Source organism: Nocardia sp. XZ_19_231 (genome assembly GCF_015355705.1).
Classification (GTDB): domain Bacteria; phylum Actinomycetota; class Actinomycetes; order Mycobacteriales; family Mycobacteriaceae; genus Nocardia; species Nocardia salmonicida.
Genome location: NZ_JACUZI010000009.1, coordinates 43,073 through 64,855, shown reverse-complemented (window position 1 = coordinate 64,855; position 21,783 = coordinate 43,073). Strand labels below are relative to the sequence as shown.

The 21,783-nt window shown below is 65.7% G+C and carries 30 protein-coding genes; 15 read left to right on the top strand and 15 right to left on the bottom strand.

Features of this window, described 5'->3' with window-relative positions:
- Positions 1 to 32 precede the first annotated feature (32 nt).
- The 5 genes from IBJ82_RS29385 to IBJ82_RS29365 all read right to left on the bottom strand — a co-directional run bounded on the left by IBJ82_RS29385 (position 33) and on the right by IBJ82_RS29365 (position 3,125).
- Entirely contained in the window at positions 33 to 1,220 is a 1,188-nt protein-coding gene (locus IBJ82_RS29385) for a hypothetical protein (protein ID WP_194829242.1), read from the bottom strand.
- A gap of 76 nt (positions 1,221 to 1,296) precedes the next feature.
- Positions 1,297 to 1,794 (bottom strand): hypothetical protein, encoded by a 498-nt coding sequence (locus tag IBJ82_RS29380; RefSeq protein ID WP_194829241.1) that lies wholly within the window; start codon positions 1,792 to 1,794, stop codon positions 1,297 to 1,299.
- A complete protein-coding gene (locus IBJ82_RS29375) occupies positions 1,791 to 2,426 on the bottom strand; it encodes a hypothetical protein (RefSeq protein WP_194829240.1) in 636 nt (211 codons plus the stop codon). Before IBJ82_RS29375 ends, IBJ82_RS29380 begins: the two co-directional genes overlap by 4 nt.
- A 43-nt stretch (positions 2,427 to 2,469) precedes the next feature.
- Entirely contained in the window at positions 2,470 to 2,637 is a 168-nt protein-coding gene (locus IBJ82_RS29370) for a hypothetical protein (RefSeq protein WP_194829239.1), read from the bottom strand.
- A 71-nt stretch (positions 2,638 to 2,708) separates the two neighbouring features.
- A complete protein-coding gene (locus tag IBJ82_RS29365; protein WP_194829238.1) occupies positions 2,709 to 3,125 on the bottom strand; it encodes a hypothetical protein in 417 nt (138 codons plus the stop codon).
- 380 nt (positions 3,126 to 3,505) lie between these two features.
- On the opposite strand from IBJ82_RS29365, the gene IBJ82_RS29360 reads away from it, so the two are divergent.
- The 5 genes from IBJ82_RS29360 to IBJ82_RS29345 all read left to right on the top strand — a co-directional run bounded on the left by IBJ82_RS29360 (position 3,506) and on the right by IBJ82_RS29345 (position 5,444).
- Positions 3,506 to 4,222, top strand: coding sequence for a hypothetical protein (locus IBJ82_RS29360; protein WP_194829237.1), 717 nt, complete (start codon positions 3,506 to 3,508; stop codon positions 4,220 to 4,222).
- 62 nt (positions 4,223 to 4,284) lie between these two features.
- A complete protein-coding gene (locus IBJ82_RS29355; RefSeq protein WP_194829236.1) occupies positions 4,285 to 4,512 on the top strand; it encodes a hypothetical protein in 228 nt (75 codons plus the stop codon).
- Positions 4,509 to 4,733: a hypothetical protein gene (locus IBJ82_RS29350; protein WP_194829235.1), complete on the top strand. Its 225-nt coding sequence runs from the start codon at positions 4,509 to 4,511 to the stop codon at positions 4,731 to 4,733. Before IBJ82_RS29355 ends, IBJ82_RS29350 begins: the two co-directional genes overlap by 4 nt.
- A gap of 110 nt (positions 4,734 to 4,843) precedes the next feature.
- On the top strand, positions 4,844 to 4,975 hold the full coding sequence (locus IBJ82_RS35140; RefSeq protein ID WP_255533103.1) for a hypothetical protein: 132 nt from the start codon (positions 4,844 to 4,846) through the stop codon (positions 4,973 to 4,975).
- An 85-nt stretch (positions 4,976 to 5,060) separates the two neighbouring features.
- Positions 5,061 to 5,444, top strand: coding sequence for a hypothetical protein (locus IBJ82_RS29345; protein ID WP_194829234.1), 384 nt, complete (start codon positions 5,061 to 5,063; stop codon positions 5,442 to 5,444).
- Between the two features lie 45 nt (positions 5,445 to 5,489).
- Here the strand turns inward: IBJ82_RS29345 and IBJ82_RS29340 are convergent, their stop codons facing one another.
- The 4 genes from IBJ82_RS29340 to IBJ82_RS29325 form a co-directional block, all read right to left on the bottom strand.
- Positions 5,490 to 5,699 (bottom strand): hypothetical protein, encoded by a 210-nt coding sequence (locus IBJ82_RS29340; RefSeq protein ID WP_194829233.1) that lies wholly within the window; start codon positions 5,697 to 5,699, stop codon positions 5,490 to 5,492.
- A gap of 977 nt (positions 5,700 to 6,676) precedes the next feature.
- Entirely contained in the window at positions 6,677 to 7,726 is a 1,050-nt protein-coding gene (locus IBJ82_RS29335) for a zeta toxin family protein (RefSeq protein WP_194829232.1), read from the bottom strand.
- Positions 7,723 to 8,016 carry a hypothetical protein gene (locus tag IBJ82_RS29330; protein ID WP_194829231.1) on the bottom strand — a complete coding sequence of 98 codons (294 nt, stop codon included), beginning with the start codon at positions 8,014 to 8,016 and terminating at the stop codon, positions 7,723 to 7,725. The genes IBJ82_RS29335 and IBJ82_RS29330 overlap by 4 nt, the downstream gene beginning before the upstream one ends.
- Positions 8,017 to 8,201: 185 nt before the next feature.
- Complete coding sequence (locus tag IBJ82_RS29325; RefSeq protein WP_194829230.1) at positions 8,202 to 8,927, bottom strand: hypothetical protein; 726 nt, start codon at positions 8,925 to 8,927, stop codon at positions 8,202 to 8,204.
- Between the two features lie 143 nt (positions 8,928 to 9,070).
- On the opposite strand from IBJ82_RS29325, the gene IBJ82_RS29320 reads away from it, so the two are divergent.
- Complete coding sequence (locus IBJ82_RS29320; RefSeq protein ID WP_194829229.1) at positions 9,071 to 9,595, top strand: hypothetical protein; 525 nt, start codon at positions 9,071 to 9,073, stop codon at positions 9,593 to 9,595.
- Positions 9,596 to 9,678: 83 nt separating this feature from the next.
- The gene (locus IBJ82_RS29315) at positions 9,679 to 10,008 is read left to right on the top strand and encodes a hypothetical protein (RefSeq protein WP_194829228.1); all 330 of its coding nucleotides are present in this window, start codon (positions 9,679 to 9,681) and stop codon (positions 10,006 to 10,008) included.
- Between the two features lie 54 nt (positions 10,009 to 10,062).
- On the opposite strand, the gene IBJ82_RS29310 is transcribed toward IBJ82_RS29315, so the two are convergent.
- The 3 genes from IBJ82_RS29310 to IBJ82_RS29300 all read right to left on the bottom strand — a co-directional run bounded on the left by IBJ82_RS29310 (position 10,063) and on the right by IBJ82_RS29300 (position 12,520).
- On the bottom strand, positions 10,063 to 10,665 hold the full coding sequence (locus tag IBJ82_RS29310; protein ID WP_194829227.1) for a hypothetical protein: 603 nt from the start codon (positions 10,663 to 10,665) through the stop codon (positions 10,063 to 10,065).
- Between the two features lie 250 nt (positions 10,666 to 10,915).
- The gene (locus tag IBJ82_RS29305) at positions 10,916 to 11,188 is read right to left on the bottom strand and encodes a hypothetical protein (protein ID WP_194829226.1); all 273 of its coding nucleotides are present in this window, start codon (positions 11,186 to 11,188) and stop codon (positions 10,916 to 10,918) included.
- A 15-nt stretch (positions 11,189 to 11,203) separates the two neighbouring features.
- On the bottom strand, positions 11,204 to 12,520 hold the full coding sequence (locus IBJ82_RS29300; RefSeq protein ID WP_194829225.1) for a helix-turn-helix transcriptional regulator: 1,317 nt from the start codon (positions 12,518 to 12,520) through the stop codon (positions 11,204 to 11,206).
- Between the two features lie 582 nt (positions 12,521 to 13,102).
- Between IBJ82_RS29300 and IBJ82_RS29295 the strand changes: the two genes are divergently transcribed.
- From IBJ82_RS29295 to IBJ82_RS29265, 7 genes are read left to right on the top strand one after another with little or no spacing between them, the layout of a single operon-like run.
- The gene (locus IBJ82_RS29295; protein ID WP_194829224.1) at positions 13,103 to 13,987 is read left to right on the top strand and encodes a hypothetical protein; all 885 of its coding nucleotides are present in this window, start codon (positions 13,103 to 13,105) and stop codon (positions 13,985 to 13,987) included.
- A gap of 18 nt (positions 13,988 to 14,005) precedes the next feature.
- Positions 14,006 to 14,197: a hypothetical protein gene (locus IBJ82_RS29290; RefSeq protein WP_194829223.1), complete on the top strand. Its 192-nt coding sequence runs from the start codon at positions 14,006 to 14,008 to the stop codon at positions 14,195 to 14,197.
- On the top strand, positions 14,194 to 14,406 hold the full coding sequence (locus IBJ82_RS29285; RefSeq protein ID WP_194829222.1) for a hypothetical protein: 213 nt from the start codon (positions 14,194 to 14,196) through the stop codon (positions 14,404 to 14,406). The genes IBJ82_RS29290 and IBJ82_RS29285 overlap by 4 nt, the downstream gene beginning before the upstream one ends.
- A complete protein-coding gene (locus IBJ82_RS29280; RefSeq protein ID WP_194829221.1) occupies positions 14,394 to 15,353 on the top strand; it encodes an NAD-dependent epimerase/dehydratase family protein in 960 nt (319 codons plus the stop codon). Before IBJ82_RS29285 ends, IBJ82_RS29280 begins: the two co-directional genes overlap by 13 nt.
- Positions 15,350 to 15,637 (top strand): hypothetical protein, encoded by a 288-nt coding sequence (locus tag IBJ82_RS29275; RefSeq protein ID WP_194829220.1) that lies wholly within the window; start codon positions 15,350 to 15,352, stop codon positions 15,635 to 15,637. Before IBJ82_RS29280 ends, IBJ82_RS29275 begins: the two co-directional genes overlap by 4 nt.
- 2 nt (positions 15,638 to 15,639) lie before the next feature.
- Positions 15,640 to 16,572, top strand: a complete 933-nt coding sequence (locus IBJ82_RS29270; protein ID WP_194829219.1) for an SUMF1/EgtB/PvdO family nonheme iron enzyme — start codon at positions 15,640 to 15,642, stop codon at positions 16,570 to 16,572.
- Positions 16,565 to 16,981 carry an NUDIX domain-containing protein gene (locus tag IBJ82_RS29265; RefSeq protein WP_194829218.1) on the top strand — a complete coding sequence of 139 codons (417 nt, stop codon included), beginning with the start codon at positions 16,565 to 16,567 and terminating at the stop codon, positions 16,979 to 16,981. Before IBJ82_RS29270 ends, IBJ82_RS29265 begins: the two co-directional genes overlap by 8 nt.
- A 499-nt stretch (positions 16,982 to 17,480) precedes the next feature.
- Here the strand turns inward: IBJ82_RS29265 and IBJ82_RS29260 are convergent, their stop codons facing one another.
- The 3 genes from IBJ82_RS29260 to IBJ82_RS29250 all read right to left on the bottom strand — a co-directional run bounded on the left by IBJ82_RS29260 (position 17,481) and on the right by IBJ82_RS29250 (position 20,300).
- Positions 17,481 to 18,206: a hypothetical protein gene (locus IBJ82_RS29260; RefSeq protein ID WP_194829217.1), complete on the bottom strand. Its 726-nt coding sequence runs from the start codon at positions 18,204 to 18,206 to the stop codon at positions 17,481 to 17,483.
- Positions 18,207 to 18,340: 134 nt separating this feature from the next.
- Positions 18,341 to 19,411 (bottom strand): hypothetical protein, encoded by a 1,071-nt coding sequence (locus IBJ82_RS29255; protein WP_194829216.1) that lies wholly within the window; start codon positions 19,409 to 19,411, stop codon positions 18,341 to 18,343.
- 70 nt (positions 19,412 to 19,481) lie between these two features.
- The gene (locus IBJ82_RS29250) at positions 19,482 to 20,300 is read right to left on the bottom strand and encodes a globin domain-containing protein (protein ID WP_194829215.1); all 819 of its coding nucleotides are present in this window, start codon (positions 20,298 to 20,300) and stop codon (positions 19,482 to 19,484) included.
- A gap of 284 nt (positions 20,301 to 20,584) precedes the next feature.
- On the opposite strand from IBJ82_RS29250, the gene IBJ82_RS29245 reads away from it, so the two are divergent.
- Positions 20,585 to 21,778: a hypothetical protein gene (locus tag IBJ82_RS29245; protein WP_194829214.1), complete on the top strand. Its 1,194-nt coding sequence runs from the start codon at positions 20,585 to 20,587 to the stop codon at positions 21,776 to 21,778.
- Positions 21,779 to 21,783: the final 5 nt, after the last annotated feature.

The window sequence follows — 21,783 nt, the reverse complement described above, 5'->3', positions numbered from 1 at the left end:
GCCTGGGGGCGCAACCCTTCCTACTTTGAGAATTAAATACCTAGTTCGACTCGGGCCGAGCGCTGTTCGCCATCCCGGTCGTAGAGCATGGCCGAGGCGGCACTGCGCCACCCACCCAGGGCCATGACGTCGGTGAGCAAAGCACCGCGCGCGAAAGCTTCGGTGGCTCCACCGGCGCGCAGAGAATGTCCACGCAGGTCCGGATGGCCGGCGGCAGCACCCCGGGTTTTGATGATGCGCGCGATCTGGCGGTCAGAGATGGCGCGGTCCAGGGGTGGGCCTGCCTTGGCCAGTGGCCGGAACAGCGGCGTGTGCGGGTCTGCCAGTTCGGGCCACGCTTGCGCGCAGCGGTGGGTGTGCGGGTCGGCGACGTCGATGATCAGTGCCCGTTGGACCGCGAGCGACACGGCCCGGTTGACCGCGGCCTGGTCGATGGTGGTGTGCCGGTGGCGTTTCTGACGCCGGACTTCGCGGTCGGCAGCACGGTCGCGGGCGTCGAGCACGACCAGCCAGCGGTGCAGCCCACACCATAGGCAGTACAGCGCCGGACCGGATCCGGCGCGGCGGTAGATACGGGTGATCTTTTCCCGGTTGGCTTTGCTGCCACGCCGTCGGATGCTCAGCAGCCGTTCGCCGCCGCCGGTGGTGATCGACAGGTCCGACGCTGTGAGAGCGGCGATTTCGCTGCGGCGCCCGAGCATGGAGAAGCCGGTGAGGATCATCGCGATGTCGCGGCGGGCGGCGACCCGTTCCGGCCAGGTCACCGCGGTGATGTGGGCGGTGGTGATCATCGCGGTCACGACCGGGTGATCAGCTGCTGGTGCCTGGTCGATTTCGCGTCCGGCCAGGGTTTGGGTGGTGCGGACTCCGGCCAGGACCTCGCGGACCTTCTCGCCGGTCGTCGGGTCGAGATGGCCGGCATCGTGGTGGCGGTCGGCGATCGCGGCGATCCACACCGCCAGCGTCGACGCCGCGAGGTCCTTGCGCACGGCGCCGAGGGCGATGTACCGCTCGACGGTGACCGGGTCGGCCGGTAGCGATACCAGATCCACGGTGCCACACCAGGTGTGGAACGCCTCCCATGCTTCGGAGTAGGCCCGGGTCGTGGCGGCGGGGGTCGCGGCCGCGGCGTAGTGGGTGCGCGCGGCGTCGGCGGCGATCAGGTCGGGGTGATCGCCGCCGGTCGCGACCGAGCGGAGCCGTCCGGGCTCGGCGCTCATCGGGGATGGACCGCCAGCACGGCGGTGGCCGGGATCTGAGCTTCGATCAGGGCCGCCCGCGCGGTGGCGAGGATGCTCATGCCCTGGCCGCCGATCCGGTCTCGCCGAGGAACTCGGCAAGCCGTTCCTGCCGTTTGCGTTCGCGCTCGAGGTAGGCAGGGGTGTCAGTGATCTGCACATCGTCGGCCAGGCCGAGGGCCCGGGTGACCGCAGCCAGGACGGCGCGGGCGTGGGCGTCACCGAGTTCGGCGCTGGTCACCAAGCGCAGGTCGACCCGGATCCCGCCGCCGAGGCTGAGTGCAAGGTCCAGCAACCGGCGCTGCGTGCCGCCGAGCGGGCCGATGTCGGCGGCGGCCAGCGCCGTCCAGTCCACGCGGGCGATGAGGTGGTGCCTGTCGTCGCTGTCGGTGACCAGGCGGGTGGTGACGTGGGCGCGCAGGCCGCGACGGTCGAGCAGCCCGGCGAAATCGAGAAGCTCGACCGCGGCACGCTGGTGTCGGCCCTCGGCGAGGTCGGCGCCGGTGATCAGCCATTCGCGCAGCTTGGCGGTAGAGGCTGTGATGGGGTCGGTCATGAGGTGGGCTCTCCTGGGGTGGTGGGCATGGGGTGACGCGTGACGGGGATGGCGTCGAGTCCGAGCGCGTTCGCGGGATCGGGCCCGGCGAGGTCGGCGGCCAGGGCCGCGCGCACCAGCCCGAACCCGACGATATGGCTGTCGAGGTAGTCCAGTGCGCGCACCCCGGCGCTGGTCCGTGCGGCCTCGTTGTAGTGATCGGGGGTGCGAGCGGCCCACTGGTCCAGCGAGATCGAGATGTAGCGCAGCTGCGCGGCGGCTCGCTCGTAGTCCCGGGCCACGTACCGGGCGGGTTCGGAAAGGTCGCGTGGTGGCCACGGGTCGGTGCCGGGGTCCGGGAGCGGGCCCGATGGCACCGCGAGCGCGGTGGCCATCCGCGCGCGCACCGCGGCGAGGTCGATCAGCACGGTGTCGAGGATCGCCAGGGCGTGGCCGCCGAGGTAGGCACGCTGGGCCGCCGACAGCCTGGCCCCGCCGCGCAGACCACCCCACTGGCCTATCGGCTCTCGGAGAAATTCGACGGTGGGGACGATCTGGTCACACGCGTGGGCGATCTGGCGCCGATCGAGAAGCACGGCATCGTCGCGCCCGGACTCGCCGAGCGTGCCTGCGCCTGAGTGGGGGCCGGTCATGTCGAGCAGGCGCAGGGCCGCGCGATCGCGCCGGTAGGACCGGTCATCGGTCGGCCAGCCCTGAACCGGCAGCCGAGAAGGTCGGCAGCTCGTTGCCGGGAACCTGCCCCAGATCCGGACCGGTTGCGTCACTGTGACGTTCGGAGAACAGGGACTCCGGCGACCAGGGCGCGATGTCGGCCGGGTCGTCGGGATTGAGTGCATCGGTCACGGTCGTCCCCCTGAGAGCGGTGCCTGATCGGTGGGTGTCGTTGAGCGGAGTGCGATAGATCGAGCGGGCCATCAACACGCAAGAGTGGGGATCGCGATGCGGCCGACACTGGCGCGCCAGCCGAACGAGTCGGCGACCCAGTATTCGGTCACGGTCCATCCTGCGGCAGCGAGCGAATCGTCGGCGGCGGCGATGATGTCGGCGTCTTCGTAGTGGTCGGGCAGGCGACCTTGGTGCAGGACGGGCCCGACCGGGGTCCAGGTGGCGAGGTCGAGGGCGGGCCCGGTGGTAACCGTGACGGTCTCACCGGCGTCGGGGTTCGTCGGATCGGTCCAGACCCGAGCGGTCGGCGTCACCGGCAGCGTGGCCGCGTAGGCGGCCTCGACGGCAGGGATGTCGAAAGGGTCTATCGGTCCCAGGAGTTCGGCGTCGCCAGGGGCAGGGGCCGCATCGGCACCGAGAGCGATCTTGCTGAAGGGGTCTGTCACGACGTTCTCCTGAATATCGGTGGCTGAGCTGCGGTTTCGTGCAGCGTAGCGATGGCCACCGACCGTTTCCCCCGGTCGCCATGGGTGACTTTACACGGAAACTGTGTTCTAGCAGGGGTTTTGGGGGGTACATGTCCGATAACTGTCATTATCGGACACATACCTGATGGGGGATTTAGAACTGGGCAGACCTTCCACAATGGAAGGTGAAACGCCATCCGAAAGTTCAGCCTGCCAGCCATATGGACAGTGCAAAGTTCAGTTGCCCCGCCATTGCCAGTTCAGGCGCAACGCGCCTACCTGCGACTTCCGTAGACATACATCGAGCCTGCGTCCGTCGCGCCTTGACTGTCCCAGAATGGGACGGATATTGTCCCTACATGGGACATATCTTCGCCGACGACTATGCCGTCGATCGCGACGTCGACGTGGCCGCAGCCGCGGCCGCATTGGATCGAGCTCGCGGCTACCACCGGCCAATCGCCGAAGCGCTTGCCCGCGTCACACGCCAAGCGATCGCCGTGTGCCGCGCCCGCAGCCTGTCGGTGCGCGCTACCGCCAGCGCCCTGGCCGTGAGCAAATCCGAGGTCGGCCGGGTAGTGAAGCAGTTGGAGCGGGGCGACGGCGACGCCCTCGGCATCCGCCCCAACGAGGGCAGGCGAACCGCTGAGCTCGTCACTGCAGCATGGACACCTGGCAGCAGCGACGGCGAGATTCCGGAGGCGGTCAGTGCACCGGTCGAAGACGGAGAGCCCGTCAGCGGCCTAGGCGACCCCGCCCCCGTGGACTACCTGCTGTACATCGCGGTCGACGACGACCACGACCCCGTCAGCCTCGAAGTCCGGGCCCCCGGGCCTGTGCCTCGAGTCGGGGAGACATTGAAGTTCTACGGCGCTGGTCCCAACGACGACCTCGCAGCCAAAGTCATCAGCGTTGAGCATCAGTTCGAGGCCCGTCCCCACTGCGGTCTCCGAATCATGGTGCAGGCCCGCGCTTCCGAGGCCCACGACCGCGATGTGGTTGCCCGGCTCGGCGTCGACCAGACCCAGCGCGCCTGGGTCGAGCAGTTCGATCCGCTGTTGCATTCCGAAACGTAACTGCCGCTTCGCCGCTTCGGCACCGCGCCCGTCACCAGGCCAAACTGCGAATCACCGGCGAAATGGATCTCACCGACCAGTTCGCCGAGAAGCCAGCACCAGGCCCCACCAACGATGTAGCCGGTGACATCCACCAGGGCATCGCCGCGGCACTGAGCATCCGCCGCCCATCACCAACCGAAGCCGCGCGGCGTGCATCTGGCGGCCACACCTCGCACATACCCGGACTCGCCGATGGCGTCGCGGCCGAGATCGAACGCCCGACAGCCACTAGCGAAGCAACGATATGAGTGCGCGAACTGGCAGATCACGCCCGGGTGCCGAACTCACGCACGAGTTGAAGGGCGCGCTTTCGGTCGGCATCGGTGCGCAGCTCCCACATGTCGGAGATGGGCAGCAGCATCACCTCGACACGCTGGGAGTAGTCGACGACGAGCGGGAATTCGACCCTGGCAAGGTCTCCGGCCTGGGTGACGAGCAGTTCGGTCAGCAGGCCGGGTACAGGCTCTGAAGTCTGAGCCCCTGCTGCGCGTTGCCAGATCGGGGTTCCGACGATGCCGATCGTGGGAGGCCAAATTCGCGCAGGCCAAACGCGAATCGAGATCGGCGGTACGACCGCCCATGCGGCGCTTCGAGGTCGATCCGTCACGGCGCGGGCATCCCGAGATCGGCCCCGGCGCCATCATCGACGTCGCGCCGGGTCCGCTGTGGCGCCTGGTCCCCGCGTCGGCACCGTTGACGGGCTCGCGGTGAACTGCGCTGTTGGATGGTTTGACACGCTGCCACGCCGAAAGCCTCTACGGTTCTGCCACATTCACCACACGCAGAGGAGTTGACCGTGCCCCCGACCGGAATCGCGCGAGCGGCCGCGGTGTCGAACGGCGGCCAGCAGTCGGCCACCACACCGGCACCGACCCGCTGGACCGACCTACCCGCGCCTGCGGACCTGAAACGATGGGAATCGGCCAGGCCCGGAGCCGTTGACCGCATCCTCACCGTGTTCGAGCGTGACGCGCGCCACGATCGGCGGATCCGGTTGAGTGCGGTGGGACTGGACGCCCTGGGCCCGCTGTGCGGGCTCGCGAGCGTGGCGATCCTGGCACTGACTGCGAAGCACTTCGCCGACCACGGCGCCGCCCTAGAAGGTGTGGCAATCTTCGGCGCGGGCTCGCTGTCGATGGTCACCGCGTTCATCACCCTCGGCCGTCGCGGCGTCCGATAGCGCCCCGAATCCGACGAGCGTGGCGGTCGTGGATGAGGAGCTGGGCTACGACTTGCCGAACGCCGCTAGTGCGGGTGTGGTGTGAAGTCGTTGATGGAACAGGTAAATCGCAATGTCGAGGTTACGTTCCGCGGCGGCGAGACGGGCCAGCCTCTCGTCGAGGCCTTCCTGAAGACTGAACGCTTGGTCCTTGACCCAGCGGCTGAATCGCGCATGTTCCTCCGGGCCAGCGTGCGGCTCGGCGGCGCCTGTCATGTCACACGCATGCAGGCGATGCGGGGGTCTGTCGGATGGTGTAACCGGCGCTGGTCATCTGTTCGAGGGCGTCATCGGGGACGGGGAAGGTGCGCCAAATTTGCAGGAGAGTGCTGATGCAGGGTGGTAGCGGGTGAGCCTCGATGGTGTCCGGACGGTGCCAAGCCGGGGTGACGGTGGGTGCACCGCTCCGGTTGGGGGAGTTCAAGTTCGGCGTGAAGGGGTGGCGGGTTAGGCGGTGGTGGGCAATGTCTGCGGCCAGTATCGCAAGGCCGTGAGGGTAATCGCCAGGCCCGCTGATCGAGGCTATCAAGTCGGCGTCCTCCCAGGTAACGACGACATGAGTGGCTCCACTCGCGCGCGCACCCGCACCCAGGCCAGTGATCGCAGCGTGAGCATCCCGCCCGCGCCGGTACGGACGACATGTGATGTAGCCGGTGAGTGGTTGGGGCCGGGCCGAGTCGAGCAGGTAAATCCGAGGGGCGGGCGCGGCACCGTGTTCGGTCAGCAGGGCGGTTGTGGCGTGGACGCTTGCGCGGCTGATGGCGTCGATCGTGCTGTCAAGCTCAGTCACGACTTCGACTGTACCCAGGATCGGGGCTGGCCCGATCGACGGCGCGAGTCCCGGCAGCCGCCAGGTGGGAGTACCGCCATCTCGGCCGGCGGCGGCGCGCGAAGGCTCCCACCTACGTCGTCGAGGACGAACTCCGCCGAGACATCGCCGTGGCGTTGAGCATCCGGCGGGCGCCTCCGGCGAATGCCACTCGGTCTTCGGCGGGAGACTACACACCACGCACACCAGAACTCGCCGATGGCGCCGTGCTGGATCGAACACGCGAAAGCAACTAGCGAAGGACCAGCAATATCAATGTGAACGGCTAGTGATGGGCCGAACACATGCAGAACGGGACCTCATACGCGAGGTCCCGTTCTGGTTCGGTCTCTGTGTGGCGGACTGATTCAGTTGCCACGACGGCCTATATGCCCGCCCCCGCATCGCCTGCTTCCAAACCAACCGTGGGATCGCTGAACGGTGCTTCTCGCTCCGTCACCGATTTCTCGCTGCTGGCTTGGCCGGGGGCGACTTCGTGGCCCGACTGCACGGCGCCCAGCGCTTCCAGCAGGGCGGGGTCGATCGAAATTGCGGGATGGATGATCGTCGCAGCCGCCTGTTTGACGTTCTCGATCTGGGACACCCAGTCCGGTCCGAGCTCGGCGGCGAGTTGCTCGAGCTTGTCCGTGAACACCCTCGACTCGGGCAGAGTGAGTCGTGTTTCTTGCGCCCGGGCAATGACGCTTCGGGTGGGTTCAGTTGAGGACCACGCGCCGGTTTCGGGATCGCGCTTGTTGTAGTCGAACAGGCCGTCCCGGCGATAGATCCGGCGGCCGCTGATTCGCGGGTCGGCGTCTACCTGGTCGCCGAGCTCGGGAAGCCGTGCCAGTCGCTGATTGTGCTCAATCTCGCCCGGGTACCGGCCGTACCCGATCTGTTTGACCGCCTCGTTGTAGCGATCGAGCATGCCCAGCAGGCTCTCGCCCGGCGATGTCGCCAGGATGACGACTTCGGTCCGGTAGGGCTCGGTGGGTGCTGGCGGATCTGCGAGTCGGTCGAGATACCTGTCCGCTACCTCTGGCCTCATTCCGGTTTCAGCGATGAAATCGACGCCCTTCTCGGTGAGTGCATCGAACGCCATCTCGAACCAGCGGCGGGCGTCACCGAGAACGACGGCGTCTTCGATTTCCCAGGAATGAGCCTTCGCTTCGGCGTACTTCGGGTGGTAGGGACGGAATCCGTCAGCATCGAAAAACACCATGGGATCATCGAGCGCCCGCACCTGTTGGATGCGCCGCGCGATGGTGCTTTTCCCTGCACCCGGTTGAGCAGTGAGGAGCATGGCGATCGGCCGCTCCTCACGGTCGACTCCAACCCTCACGTTCCGAAGCAATCTGGGCAAAATCTCCTTGTCGAAAATTCGCTGCGCTTCGTCTGGGGCGAGGAGATTGTCGGCAGGGTTGGAACTGATCACGACTCGCTCGCTGATGCCTGACCGATCGCGGCTCGCAAAATTGGCGCGTCGACCTGAAAGACCTGGTCGATGGCCTCGCTATCGTCGGGATGAAGCGCGTCACGGCGCGTATCCCAATCCCGGACGACCGCATCGATAGATGCCGTGGCGGAGATGCCCAGTGCGGCCCGAATTTTGGCCGCGCCTTCGTCGTTGCTGGCGATCCCGATCAGAGATCCCAGCGCCTCGAAGGCTACTTCATATCGACTGTCGACGGACTTCGGAATTGGGCTGTTCAGCGGCTTGGCCATTTGTGTCCTTTCGTCGGTTTTCCTGAACTAAGGATAGCACCGCAAGTATTGACAATTCTTCTGTAAAGCGTTGCAGCCGTGGTTATTTCGTGTTTCGAAGCCCCTGCAGTAGGTCGCATTCAATGCGTTCGGAATCTGCGATTGAGCACCTTGGAAGGGCGTCGCGCCGCCAACCCCGGGAGCTGCTACTCGTCGACCACCGCCCGCAGGTGTTGTCCGTCCTTGTCGACGCGCAGCTCGGCCGCCAGCGCGCGCGCTTCGGCCGCCATCTGGACAGCTTCAGGGCGGTTTTCCTCGGTGGCGATCCGGTCGAGTAGCGATGCCTTGCGCTCCAGCATTCGGGCGCGCTTGCCCTGGTCGATTTTGTCGAACGGGTTCCGATACAGCCGGTTGATGGCCTCGAGGACCTGACCCAGTTCCGCGGTGACGCTCAGTTCGGGCAGGCCGCCGGTGACCGGGTGGTCGCCACCGTCGAAGCCATGGTCTCGCACCCAGCTGTCGAGTCGTTGGCCGATCTCCGTGGGCCGAAACGCTGCATCGGGCAGCCGCAGATTGCGAATCCGGCCGGTCTGTTCGTAGAACGGCTCGTGCAGGGCTTCCTTCCATTCGCCCATGTCGTCGCTGTAGCGCGCGTGCGCGGACTGGCGCGAGATGTCGAAGACTTCGCCGATGCGGTCCCAGGAGCTGTGGCGTTCCCGCTCGTAGATCACCGCGCGCGTGAGAACGGACTGAGCCTGATCGACCAGGCGCGCGGCGGCCTCAACGACTTCGCCGGGATGCCATCCGTCATCGCTCTCGGTCGAAATCAGGTTGGCGGCGCCGGCGGCCAGCTCGCGCAGTTCATCGGAGAGGACCAGTCGCGCAAGAGCGGCGGTGCTGTAGGAGAAGCGGTCATCTTCGTTCGTTTCCATACTGTCAGCCTAAGCCTGACGTGTTGACAATGTCAGACTATGACTGACAAAGGAGCTGATCCGTTCTCGCTCGAAATACTGTCAGGATTTCCTGACAATTGATAGACTGTCAGGAAATCCTGACAACGACTTAAGGGGAGATCATGGGCAGGCAGACAGACGACGGGCAGCACGAGGGCTACGTAGCGCACGAGTTCGCCGACGGCCGCAGCGGCGGCGCCTGGAGCGCCGGTCCGATCGCGGACACCGGGGCGGACGGCATCATGTTGGCTGTCGCGGAATGGCAGACGCGCGGCGACGCCGAGGTGGTGGGGTGGCGTCCGGTCTGCTCCCGCGACGGGCGCGAGTGCTGGGGTGGGGAGCTGTGGACTCGGGTCGCCGATCCGTCCGATCACGCTCCGGAGCTGCGCCGGATCTACAGCGAGGCCGCGGATCTCGACGAGGACGTTCAGGACGTGCTGATGCAGGAGTGGGAGGCCCACATCGCGCCGACCCGCGGCACCGCCGAGGTGCGGTATCTCGCAGACGAAGCCGACGACGTGCAGTCCCGGCTCGCTGCGGCTGTGCGGTCCGCTCGCGAACAGGGCGCGTCGTGGGAGGCGATCGGCAAGGCGGCCAGGATGACTCGCCAATCGGCACATGAACGTTGGTCGCGGGTGATCGGATGACCCCCACCGTGGCGCGTGTTCATCTGCCAAATGGTTTCTTGCCGGTAGGCAAGCGGCATCGCGCGGTGTGCATGTGCGGCTGGATGACCACGCCGCGCGCGAGCGAGGACCGGGCGCTGACCGCGCTGTTGTCCGATCACGGGTGGACCGTGCCGATCTGCGTGCTGTGCGACAAGGACCACCAGGGCTACATCGGGCGGGACTGGTTCGCGCTGCAACGCGAAGTCGAGATCCTCGACGACCCATACAGCGGCGGGACGTTCCTGGTGTGCAGGGACAGCCCCCAGAGCTGCCGCGACCGTACCGATCAGCGGATGCTGCACCTGGACCGTGCGGTGGCCGAGGGCTTCGGTATCTCGATGTCCCGCCCACGGCTACGTGTGGTCGACGGTGACGCTGACCGCGCCGATTGACCCTGAGCTGGCGTTACAGCGGCCCTCTCGCGGCCTCCCGCGCGAGGTCGGCGACTAAGACGAAGTCGCAGTCGACTTCACGATGCGGTCGGTGACCGTCTGAGTCATATTCTGCTCCCATTCGGTGGGCAGGGATCCGCCGCCGCCGCCGAACGCCATCTGCACCAACGATCGTCCGGCTCGTACGATCACCAGGTCGATCACAGCAGTCCATGACTTACCTGCGTTGATCTGCCCAGCGGCGTGGGCCTTGGTCACCTTCACGCGAAAAGCGCTGACCTGGTCGCCGAACGGCGGGAATTCCAGCCGGGCAACCCGCTCTACCTTCTGGACAGGATCTGCGGGCTCGGGGTCACCCAGCTTCCAGACCGACCCTGGCGATTTCTGCAGGCAGTCGGTGACATTGGATTTGCTCAGGGTATCGAAGCGGGCCTTCGCGATCTCCGCTGTCGTCGTCAGCTCGATTCGCGAGCCTGCGCCGTAAGGCGAATCGGCGAAGGTCGGCGAGGTCGCCCATGCTGTAACCGGACCTGCGTTGGACGGCTCCACCGTGAGGCATGTCAACAGGTCCTGAGTCCAGATACCTTGGTCAGCACCCTGATCCGTGCCCGACTGGGGACTGCCGACTGCGGGCCATTTATTCGGCAGATCGCTCACGGCAAGGACTGCAGCCGCAGCGAGATCTCGATCCGCGGCCGAGTCTGGCCCCTTATAGCTTCCGCAACTCGTCGTCATCCCCGTCACCACTAGAGCGACAGCCACCCCCACCACGAACCGCACAGCGTCCCCCTCATAGCCGAATCGGGATCGAACCTACACGACCGTCGGTGTGTGGGAACAGCTCTAAGATCAGGGACATCACGATTCGACAGAGCGATGCCGATGTCGGGCAGGTATTCCGCGCCGATCAGGTGAGGTTGCGCCGGATCTTGATCGTGATTGTTCGCTCTATCGCGTCCAACACCGTCAGGTACGACTCTTCATCGCCTATACGAACGCTGCGTTCGCGGTAGATAGTGGTGGCCAGTGCGTCACGCAGCTGAGAGAGCGCGGCCCGAGGCTCGGTCGCTGTGCCGTACAGGAGTGCGGGCGCGGTGTTCTCGATGGTGATGCCGAAGGTACTGCACAGATCGGTGAGATCCTGCTGAACTTCGGCACTGGTTGCGTACATCGCGGTCATCGGCCCGGTCCTTCCTTATTGAATGATCAGCGATGCGGTCTTTGCCCGCAGCGCTTTGACTTCGGGGTGATCGTGGGTCGCAGCTGCGGTGTGGATCTGCTCCAAGTTCGCAGCTAGACGTGCCGATCCGATGCCTGTGGCCGCGGCGACGGCGGCTTGGCCCAGGGCGGCACCCTCTTCGGGGTCTGACCCTCGTAGAGCGAGGGCAGCGTCGAGAGCAAGGCAGAATGCCCGTGATCGGCTCCAGTCGGAGCCGTAGTTGTCGGCGGCGACGCGCAGCCGATGGCGGGTCTCGTCGACAGCGTGTCCGTGAAGGGCGATGCCGAACAGTCCGTGTGCAGTGTCGCCGTTGAGCTGGGCGAAGCTGAAATAGTCGGAGAACGAGTCGTAGTCGGGCTCGTCGCGGTCGGCGGCTGCATCATGGAAGTGCTCATCAGCGTCACGGACAGCCCGAAGAGTTTCACGAACGTCGCCGATGGCGCCAAAGGCCCGCGCTTGAACCGCAGCAAGGTTCGCGCGGCGAAGGCTCGAGATCCGGTCTTCGCGTACCTTGGCCGCGCCGAGGATGGTAAGTGCTTCGTCGGCTTGGCCGAGGTAGATGGCCTGACGAGCCATGTCGCTCAGAACATCCGATCGGAGCCACCACGATCCAGCTTGCTCGGCGCAGTGAAGGGCGATCCGGAAGAATCTATCCGCTGCTCGGTGCTGGCCAGCATCGAAATGTGCCCACCCAACGGCGTCTGCCAGCGCGGCGACCGCCGCGTTGAGGTTCAAGTTCACTGTATGCGCGCTGACACTCTCAAGCAGCGTCACGGCTCGACGGACTTGGGCGGCCATCACCTCCCACGCGAACGGGTGGCCGAGGTTGTCGGCGCGGCGCACGGCTTCGGCGATGCGCGCGACTTCCTCGACGTGTTCGGGTCCGATCAGCCGAGGTGTTGGGGTATGCACGATGGCATCATTCAAAGTGGCCTGCAGTCCGCCGGCCAGCAGAGCGCTCCCCCCCATCGCGGCCAAGCCGCGAAGGAAGTCGATCCGCCGCACGTCATCCTCCTCAGTGTTTGCCGAACGTGCGCGGCGACTACGGAATCCCAGCTCCGTCACCGGCACGCCGAACGCTTTCTCGATAGCCACACGGTACGGGCGTTGAGGACAACTGACATCCCCCCGTTCTAGGCGCCGAATGGACTCGTCGTCGTAACGACCCGGGCGGTTGTGAATGGCGGCATAGGCGGCATTGATTCGGTCCGCGGTCTCCTGCTGCGTCCAACCGCGTTCCGCAATCCGTTGTGCAAGCAGCGAATTCGGAGTCCGCGAGCGCGGCGGATGCATGGTTGACCTTCCCAGGAGGTGACCTGCGGCTGTTGTTCAAGAATACGAGCATCTTCGTCCCCTCGGAAAGGGTCCACACTCGTTTGGGGGGCATTCTGCGGGGTTGTTTGCCCTGTTGGCCAACAGGTATCGAGTGTGACGCTTGTCTCGTGCTCGGCGTCGGGCATATGTCATCGATCCCCCCGTATTGACGGCAAACACCGACGCGCCCGAACAGCTTCGAGACGGTCTCGGGCCGCGCGCCGACGCCGAGCACACCCCCGGCAGTCCCGGCGATCGAGGAGGCGTTGTGCGAAAGCTCGACTTTTCGCTGTGCGAAGTCACTCACCGCGATTGCAGCACGGACCCTGCCGGATTCACAGGCCCCGACGAGTCCTACGCGGTCATGCAACTCCATGCCGCTCACGGGCCAGAATGCCGTCGGTTCCTGGCCGCTCAAGCATATTTCTCCGCCGAGCTCGACGACTGAGCGCTGGCGGACAAGGAGGTAGTGGTGATCGCTCAAATCCTGTTCGGACACGCAATTTTCGCCGGGGCGCCACCGTGCCGCGCGTTTGATCGCGGAGTGAGGATGATCCGGCGATGACCATGATGATCGGCTACCTGCGGTGCGCGCTGATTCGTCGCGACGATCTCCTGCTCGTCGAACATCAACTGCGCCAGTGCGCTCTTGTCGCTGAGGGCGTTCTCACCCAGGTACGTCAAGAGCCCGCCCCGAAGGCCAACGCGCTGTATTCGCTGATGCAGCACCTGGACCATCGCCACGAGAGCCGCCTGATCCCCATGTTGACCACCCTCGCCAACCGAGAGCAGATCGACCTACGCCCGTTCCGCGGCGCACCGGCCAGCTCGACAGTGTTGTGGACCGCGGTGGCCGACATCGAATCTGCGGGTCGTGGCGGCTATCTTGTCGTGCCGAGCATGAACCATCTCGAGGGACTCGACGTCCCACGCCAACAGGTGATGGAACGGCTCGCCAAACTCCAGCCTTACATCGGTGTGCTCGATGCCAGTGCCGCCGAGCAGGTACCCCCTGTTGCCGATGCCGGCGAAAAGCTCATCGGTGAATTCCAGGTGGCACCAGTGCCATTGGCTGAGGAAATCATACGGATCAACAGCCGGACTCGGCTGGCACGGTTCGCGTTCGGCGACATGATCGACAGGGTCGACATCCTCATGCGGGAGCTGGTCGGCACCGTCACTGAAACCGACCACCTCTCCGGTCAAGACCACACCCTCACCATCTTCATCCACCATGACGCGTCCAAGGCGGTGCTGGTGATCACCTGCCTGGATTCCCGCGACTTCGCTGACAAACCCCCGCACCCCGCCGTACACGCCGCGTGCCACGGCGGCAGCGTGACCCGGTCCCGCTACGGCAGCGGAACCGCGACCCGCTGCGAGATCCCGCTGATCAGCGAGAACAGTGAAACCAGCACTCCCACAACTGCATTTGCGCGGAGGTGAGAGGCGATGGAGGTACGGGTGAGCGTCGCGTTTCCGGCACTGACAACGAACACGGTGGGCCCGGTCTTCTACTACCGCGCCAGTCGAACTGCTGCCGACGCGTTCACCACGGCAATACAGCAATGGGACGACAAAATCCTGGTCACCGTGGATGCGGCCGTGTCGAAAACGCTGTCTGTGCTGCCCTGCCACGAGCTCTACGAAGCATGACCGATCACGACCACCCCGGCCTACCCCTGCGTAATCCCCGAGACATCGACGCGGCGACGCCGGGCTTCTACTACGTCACCGACCCCGTGTTCTTGCGCCGCGTCGTCGCGGGCCTACAGGCACCCTCCGGCGCACCACCGGATTCCACCGAATCCCAGTCGTCCTATCCCGATACCGAACTCAAGGAGGAGTCACCATGCACACGGTAATCACCGGCGGCGCCGGGTTGATCGGCAGTCATCTGGCCAGAAAGCTCGCCGCACGCGGAGACAAGGTCACGGTGATCGACAACCTGTCGACCGGATTCCGCGCGAATCTGGTTGAGACCGAATTCAATCCGAATGTGACTCTGCGCATCGCCGACGTCACTGACCGGTCAGCGTTCGACGACCTCGGAGACGTCGATTCGATCGTGCACCTGGCTTGTCCTGCCGCGCCCGCGATGTACATGTCGATGCCCATCGAAACCCTGCGGGCCGGATCGGCTGGCTCGATGAACGCGCTGACGTGCGCGGCGGCTACCGGTGCGCGGATCATCCTGGCCTCATCCAGCGATGTCTACGGTGACACCGCCGAACACCCGCAGGTGGAGTCCTCCCGCGGTGCGATCGACCCGATCGGACCGCGCAGTGCCTACGAAGTTGCCAAGATGTTCACCGAGGCGGCCGCGGTCAACTTCCACCGCGCACAAAATGTCCGCGCCGGGGTGATTCGGCCGTTCAATGTCTACGGGCCCGGTATGTGGGTCGGCGACTCCCGGGTGGTTCCTGCGTTCTGCTCGGCGGCGCTGGCCGGTGAGACCCTGCATCTACACGGCGGCACCCAAACTCGCAGCCTGCTCTATGTCGACGACGCCGTGACCGCGATCTGCTCGATGCTCGAGCACGACACCTTCGGCCCGGTCAACGTCGGCAGCGAAGAGGAGGTGTCGATCCTGGACCTCGCCAACAAGATCATCGAGCTGGCGGGCTCGGGCTCGGTGGAAGTGACAGAGGGGCGTGCCCAGGACGCCCCGTCACGGTGCCCCGACATGTGCCGTGCCGACGTGGTCTTGAACTGGCAGGCGCGGGTGTCGTTGGACGAGGGCCTCGCCCGCACCCTGGATTGGATGCGGGCACACCGTGCCGGTCCCGCCGCGTTCGAGGTGGCGGCGTGAGCGCCGAAGTACGGTTCGTCTTGCCGACGAATTGGAGCACCGTCGCCAAACGCGACCTCACAGGTCTGACCTGCTCGGCCGACACGCTCGGCGAGGCGTTGCGGTGGCTCTCGACGCAGTGTCCCGAAGTTGCGGACCGGGTCCTCGACACCCAGGGCAAGATCCCGCGCTGCGCGGTGGTCGCAGTCGACGACCAGCGCGTGAGCACCTCCGAAGGCCTGGACTGGCGGTTCACCGCCCCCCAGCACGAGGTGTCACTGCTCTCGGCATTCATGGGCGGGTGAGGATGAGTTCCACCAGTACCCTCGTCGGCGGAATGGTGTGGATCACCGGCGGACGAACCGAAATCGGTTCGCCGGAGCATCACCTCGCCGCGATCGGCGCCGAACAGCACTACCCGCGGGCCTGGTTCGACGACGAAGGACCACAGCACCTAGAGGTCACGGCCGGATTCTGGCTCGATCGAACACCGGTCACCAACAGCCAGTTCGGCGAGTTCGCCGCCGACACCGGATGGATAACCGCCACCGAGCGCCGTAAGGAAGGCCTGGTCTACGGACCGGCGTACTGGGACACGCTGCCCGGGGTGTCGTGGCGGCGGCCCAGCCACGACATCGACGCCGTGGCTGATCGTCCCGATCACCCGGTCGTGCACGTCGACCATGCCGATGCCTCGGCCTATGCCCGGTGGGCGGGCAAGCGGCTGCCCACAGAAATCGAGTGGGAGCACGCCGCACACGGACCAACCTGGAGGGCCTGGCCGTGGGGATCGACTTGGTCGGCTGATGCCGCCAACTCCGCCGAATTTTGGGCGGGCGCCGAATTGCGTGCGCTGGCGGACTGGAAGGCCTGGTACACATCGCACTGGCGAGCCAACGGCGCGGCGCCAGCCACTACCCCGGTTGGGCAATTCCGGGATTTCGCTTCGCCGTGCGGCATCCTGGACATGGCCGGGCAGGTCACCGAGTGGACAGCAACCGTCTACCACCCGTACGCGGCTGCCAGCACGGATCCGAGCTATGCCGCGGCCGGGCGGCTCGGCTTCATGGTGGCGCGCGGCGGATCGTGGAAGATGATGCGCTGGCAAACCCGCACGAGCGAACGCATCTGCGGCATACCGGAATACGCCGCATTCGACCTGGGATTCCGATGCGCGGCCGACGCGCCGCCCCCGACTGATTCCACTGAGGACTCACACAACAAGGAGCATCATGGCTGAGGGCTCGAACATCATCATCCGCAACGCCGCCAACCAGATCCTGTTATTCCTGCGCGACGACAAACCCACCATTCCCTGCCCTGGCATGTGGGCTCTGCTGGGCGGATACCGCGAGCCCGGCGAAACACCCCTCGAATGCGTCATCCGCGAAATCGAGGAAGAAATCGCGGTTGTGCTCGAGCCAGAGGCCGTCCAGCACTACATGACCCGCGACAGGCACTGGGGACTACGAGAGCACACATTCCAAACCCGACTCGACCTCGACCTGAGCACGACCACACTCACCGAGGGACAGATGCTCAAGTGGTTCACCGCAGCGGAAATCGAGGTGACTGAGCTCGGGTTCGAGGAGAATGAGATGTTGCTCAATTACTTCGCCGAGTTGGATCAGTCCGCCGTGACCAACTGAGGTCGCAGGAGGTTTGGGCCACGGACCGGCGATGCCGATGGCTCATCAATTTCGATCTGGAGTCAGCCGCGTCGGCGTAGTCGGCGCGGCTGACTCCATCTTTCGGATCGGCGCGGCTGAACTCTCTGTGCATGCCGAGCCGACGAAGACTATCTCCCCCCAGATACGTCGACGGCTTGTCCATCGCCGCGGGGAAGCCGAACAGCATCCTCGCTAACCCACTGACGCAGCGGTACTTCGATCGTGCCGTTATGGCTGGTATAGAGGATTTCTACCTCAGCGATCCAGAAGCTGAGCCTGGTTCTCAGCCATCGGTGCAGGGTTGCGAACAGCCAGGGCTGATCCAAACGCAGATCGAGGCCGCCAGCCAAGACACCGAGGGCCCGCTGGTTCGGTCTCGGCCACTGCCTGGGCAGCACGATGACGGCGCACGGGTCGACCTCCACCGGCATCGGAGTCGCGAGCCAACGCATCGTCGCAGGATCGGTGATGGACGGTTTCATCCGGTGTGGGCCAATGAGATCGGGACAGCTTCGGGGTAATGCCAGCGAGTTCGGCCCCCATGTCCGTGCAGCACGATCCGGCCCCGGCGGACACGGCGGCCGCCGACGAGGATCTCGATGTCGAGGTCGATCTGGGTGACACGGCCACGTCCGCGTCCCAGACCGTAGTTCGGCCGCCGTTGGATGCGCAGGGCGAGGTGCGCTTGTCTGGCCCAATCGTCACGGGTTGCGATGAGAACGGCTCCCCTTGCCCGCAGCCGGCCGCGCAGCTTCTCGAGATCCATCGGTGGGATGTGTGCTCGCGGCAGATCGAGCACAATTACATCCAGGCCCTCGGCCAGCACGCCAGCCACTTCGGCGACTCGATCATCCGGGGTCGAAATCACATAGAGGCGCTCAAGTACACCGCCCATCTCCCACGCAGCGAGTAGCCCGATCTGCGGCGCGGTTGGATCGGTAAGAATCGCAACGTGTCGACCTGATGCGGTCGCAGCCGCGAGAAGCCCACACAGCACCGCTCCGCGCGGACAGGTCACCATGGCACCGCGGACCAAGCCGTGATCGGGCAGCAACTCGCCGAGCGGGCCCGGGACGGCAACGATGTCGTGGCCCGGCACGGAGGTGCGAGCTGGAGATCCGGCACGTGCGGGAATGGCGTCCATTTGCTGGCGCAGGTGCACGAGCCGGTCAGCGAGCGGCATCGCGGCGAGGTCGGTCCCCACCGGTCCGGAGTTCGAACGCATGTTCGATATTCTCGCACGCTTGCCCGTTTCTGAGCACGGCAACCCGCTGCCGGGGGGAGAAGTGGGCAGCCAGGCAACAACGATCCCTGCAGCTATTCACCGAGCCCAGGCGTCTATTCGGCGCCGATGGATGCGCTACTTTCGGCGGCCGCCGCCAGGGCCAGTTGGCTCGGGTCGTGTGCGAGGGGATCACGCTGGCGGCCGAGGGCGGGCCGGTCGGGGTTGGCGCCCAGTCCGACCGCTCTCATCGCGTCGATGATCTCGGCAGGCACGGTCGCCGCCGTCGTGCGGTCGTGGTCGGCTGCTGCGATCTCAGGTGTCTGCCCGGAATCGCGGCTGGGTTGGGCGCCTCCGGATTGCTCCCAGGCATGGAACTCCCAGGACGCGACGACAAGGTCCCATGGATCGCGGTCAAACGCCTTTCCCTCGCGGGCGGTCTGGACGATGGCGTTGAGGACGTCGGTGGCACGGCCGCGCTCGGCGGTGCTCAGGTGTGCGCTGCGTTCGATGTTGTACATCGTGCGCATTATGTTCTCGCGCGCGGTGTCAGGATGCTCGCGAAGTAGGGTTGGCAGTTCGACGAACCACTCACGCAGCTGGTCGCGGCCCTGGGCGGGTCCGAATTGGACAGCTTCTGCACGACTCCACGGCTTGCCCGCGAACGGGTTGTCCAGTGCTGGGGCTCTGTTGGCAGAGGGTCGGCTCGCGCGCTGTTCGGCACGCTCCTGGTGGAGCTGTTCCCAGCGTTGCAGGCGGCGGAGATCGCTGGGGGTGAGCATGCCGAGCCTGACCCTGGACAGGAATGCCTCGGCGCGGGCCTTGAGGTTGTGGTAGCCCAGCTTGTCTTTGTACAGCTCGCGCCACTTCGCCTCCGATTGGAAGATCGGGCCCAGCGGCTTGTCCGGAGCGTAGTGCGCGGTCCGCAGCGCTGAGATCGCGCGCCCGCGTTCGGTTTCGGATAGCGCTGGGGTCGCGTTGATGCGCCGTTCGATCGCGGTCATCTGCCGGAGCAATCCTCGGACACGGGCCAGGTCGGTGACATCGGGGTAGGCGCGAACGTGCTCGTGGTGCTGTTGCACCGCGGAGGTGATAGCGCGGCGAATACTTTCGAGTTCGGCGCGGCTTTCAGCCGCGGCTTGCCGCTGCTGCTGTCGCAGCGTCGATCGGTCGATCGGGCTGGTCATCGTTTAGCTCCTGCGTCGGCTCCTCGGGGGAGGTTCGGGTGTAGCGCGCCGGCCACGTGGGCGGTCGTTATCAGCGGACGGTGTGCATCGATACCTCGACGGTGTCGCCGGTGTGGATGTGGTCGATCATGTGGATGGCGATCTCGCCGACGGGCCAGATCCCGCCCGGGATGTGCTTGACGGCGAAAGTGATCTGTCCGGGCTCGGGAGTAGCGACGACCCGGAATTGGCGGTGCTGGCGGGCGCCGTCGGCCATGGTCACCCCGATGGTCACGGCTTGGCCTGGCAGGGGAGTGGGCAGGGCGCGGTCGGGGTCGGCCGCGCTGATCGTGAACTCGGTCAGGTTGGCGCGAGATGTCGTTCTCTCCTGCACGGTGGCGGGAGTGAACATCTCCTGCGGGCGGTAGCCGTGCTGGTCGTAGAGAGCGGTCTCCCGCCCGATGAGCGCCTCGGCGAGCATCCAATACAGCTGGCTCCATGCGTCTTTGACTTCGCTAGTGACCGCGTCGAGCCCGAGAACTTCGACGATCGCTGCGAACAGGTGCTCGTAGACGGTGGCGTACTGCGCGGCGGTGACACCGAGCGAGACGTGCTTGGCGGCGATGTGGTTCAGCATGGCGGTCGGACGGGTCTTGGTGGGGTCGGTGACCGCGGCGGCGAAGGTGGTGATTGCTGCGGCGAGCGCGCGGGGTTGCCGACCGGTGAGCTGGTGTTCTCGGTTGAACAGATCCCGGCTCAGTTCGGGGTGGGCGTCGAATAGGCGGCGGTAGAAGATCTCGGTGATCCGGTCGAGCTGTGCGGTGACCAGTGGCAATGTCGCACGGATCAGCTCGGCGTGGTGGGAGTCGAGCTCGCGGTGGCTTCGCTCCTGCGCCGGGGTCGTTGTCAATGTGTCCTCGTTTCGAGTATCAGTTCGGGGTCTGCGATGACGCTCGCCGGAACCGGAGACAGGTCAGGACGCGGTAGATCCGGCGCCGCTCATGAGGGCCAAGAACAAGATGATCTGGAAGAAGAGAGGCATAGAGTCGCCTTCGATTGGTGTTGATGTCGTCAATGCGGTTGCGCTGCGGCATGTTCGAGTCTTGGCGGGCCAGCGTCATGGGTCGACTGACTCCAATCGGACTGGAGTCGTACCGACGTAGGCTGGCGGCAGTCGGCTGAAAGGACCGGGGTGTGGTTGTCGACCGATGGACCGGGACCGAGGTCAAAGCAGTTCGGGTAGCCGCGTTGCGATGTACTCAGCTCGCGCTGAGCGAGATGCTCGGCTGCAGCAAGGACGCGGTCTACAAATGGGAGCGACGCGGCGACGCGACCGAGTTGGACCTGGAGATGTCCGCGGCGATGGACACGGTGCTGACTCGGTTGACCACCGATCAGCGGGCTCGGTTCGAGGCGGCTGTGGATCGTGTCGCGCGTGAGGGCGGAACTTGTCGGTCACAGGCGGTTTCTGGTCAATCCGCTATCGAGCAGACGATGTCGGTGCTCGGTGGGAACTGCGTCGACGACCAGGTCGTCCGTGCGGTTGAGGCAACAGTCATTGCCACCGGTCAGCACGGTGCGATGTTCGGTGCGCGTGCGACGACGCCCACGTTCGCCGCTCAGCTCAATTTCGTTGACGATGTGCTGATGCCGCAGTGTCCGCCACGGCTTCGCACGCGCATGAGCTCAGCGCGTGGCCGGATCGCGCGCGAGTTGGGTTGGGCTGCCTACGATCGCGGTGACTACACCCAGGCTGCGCAGCTCTACCAACGCAGCCGGGCCGATGCGCACACGGGCGAGGATTGGGCCCTGGCTGCGCTCGTGCTGGCGAACATGGCACGGCTCAAGCTCGCCAGCGGCCCGCTTCATTTTGCGGCCGATCACGCGGCCGCGGCGATGGCGTGGTCGGCGAAGACCTCGGATCTGCTCTTGGGTTCCTATTGCGCCGCTATCGCTGCGAAGGTCGCGGTCGCTGGTGGCGCCGCCGGCGAGGCGGGTGAGCATCTGGCGAGAGCCCAGTCGTTGGCGGATCAGTCGCGCCAGCCGAGCACGCTTGTGCCGTTCTTCAGTGGTGGTCTTTGCGCGGCGATGCGCGCGAGGTGTTTGGTCCAGTTAGGTGATGCCGCTGCGGGTGTGGCGGCAGCGGAGTCAGCTGTTCGACTGATCGACGAGCGGCTGATAGTTGGGCGGGCGTACGCGTTGATCAGTCTGGCTGAGGCGCGCGCGCAAGCCGCCAGACCAGACCAGATCGTCGCGGCACGCGCCGCGCTGACCAGGCTTTCTCCACGATCCCGCGCAATGCGGGGACGAGATTGTCATCTGCACGGCCCGGATCGTCCTTGCCGAGAGGACCCCGCACAGCAGTCAGCCGCCCCCGCTGAGAAATGAGCGGA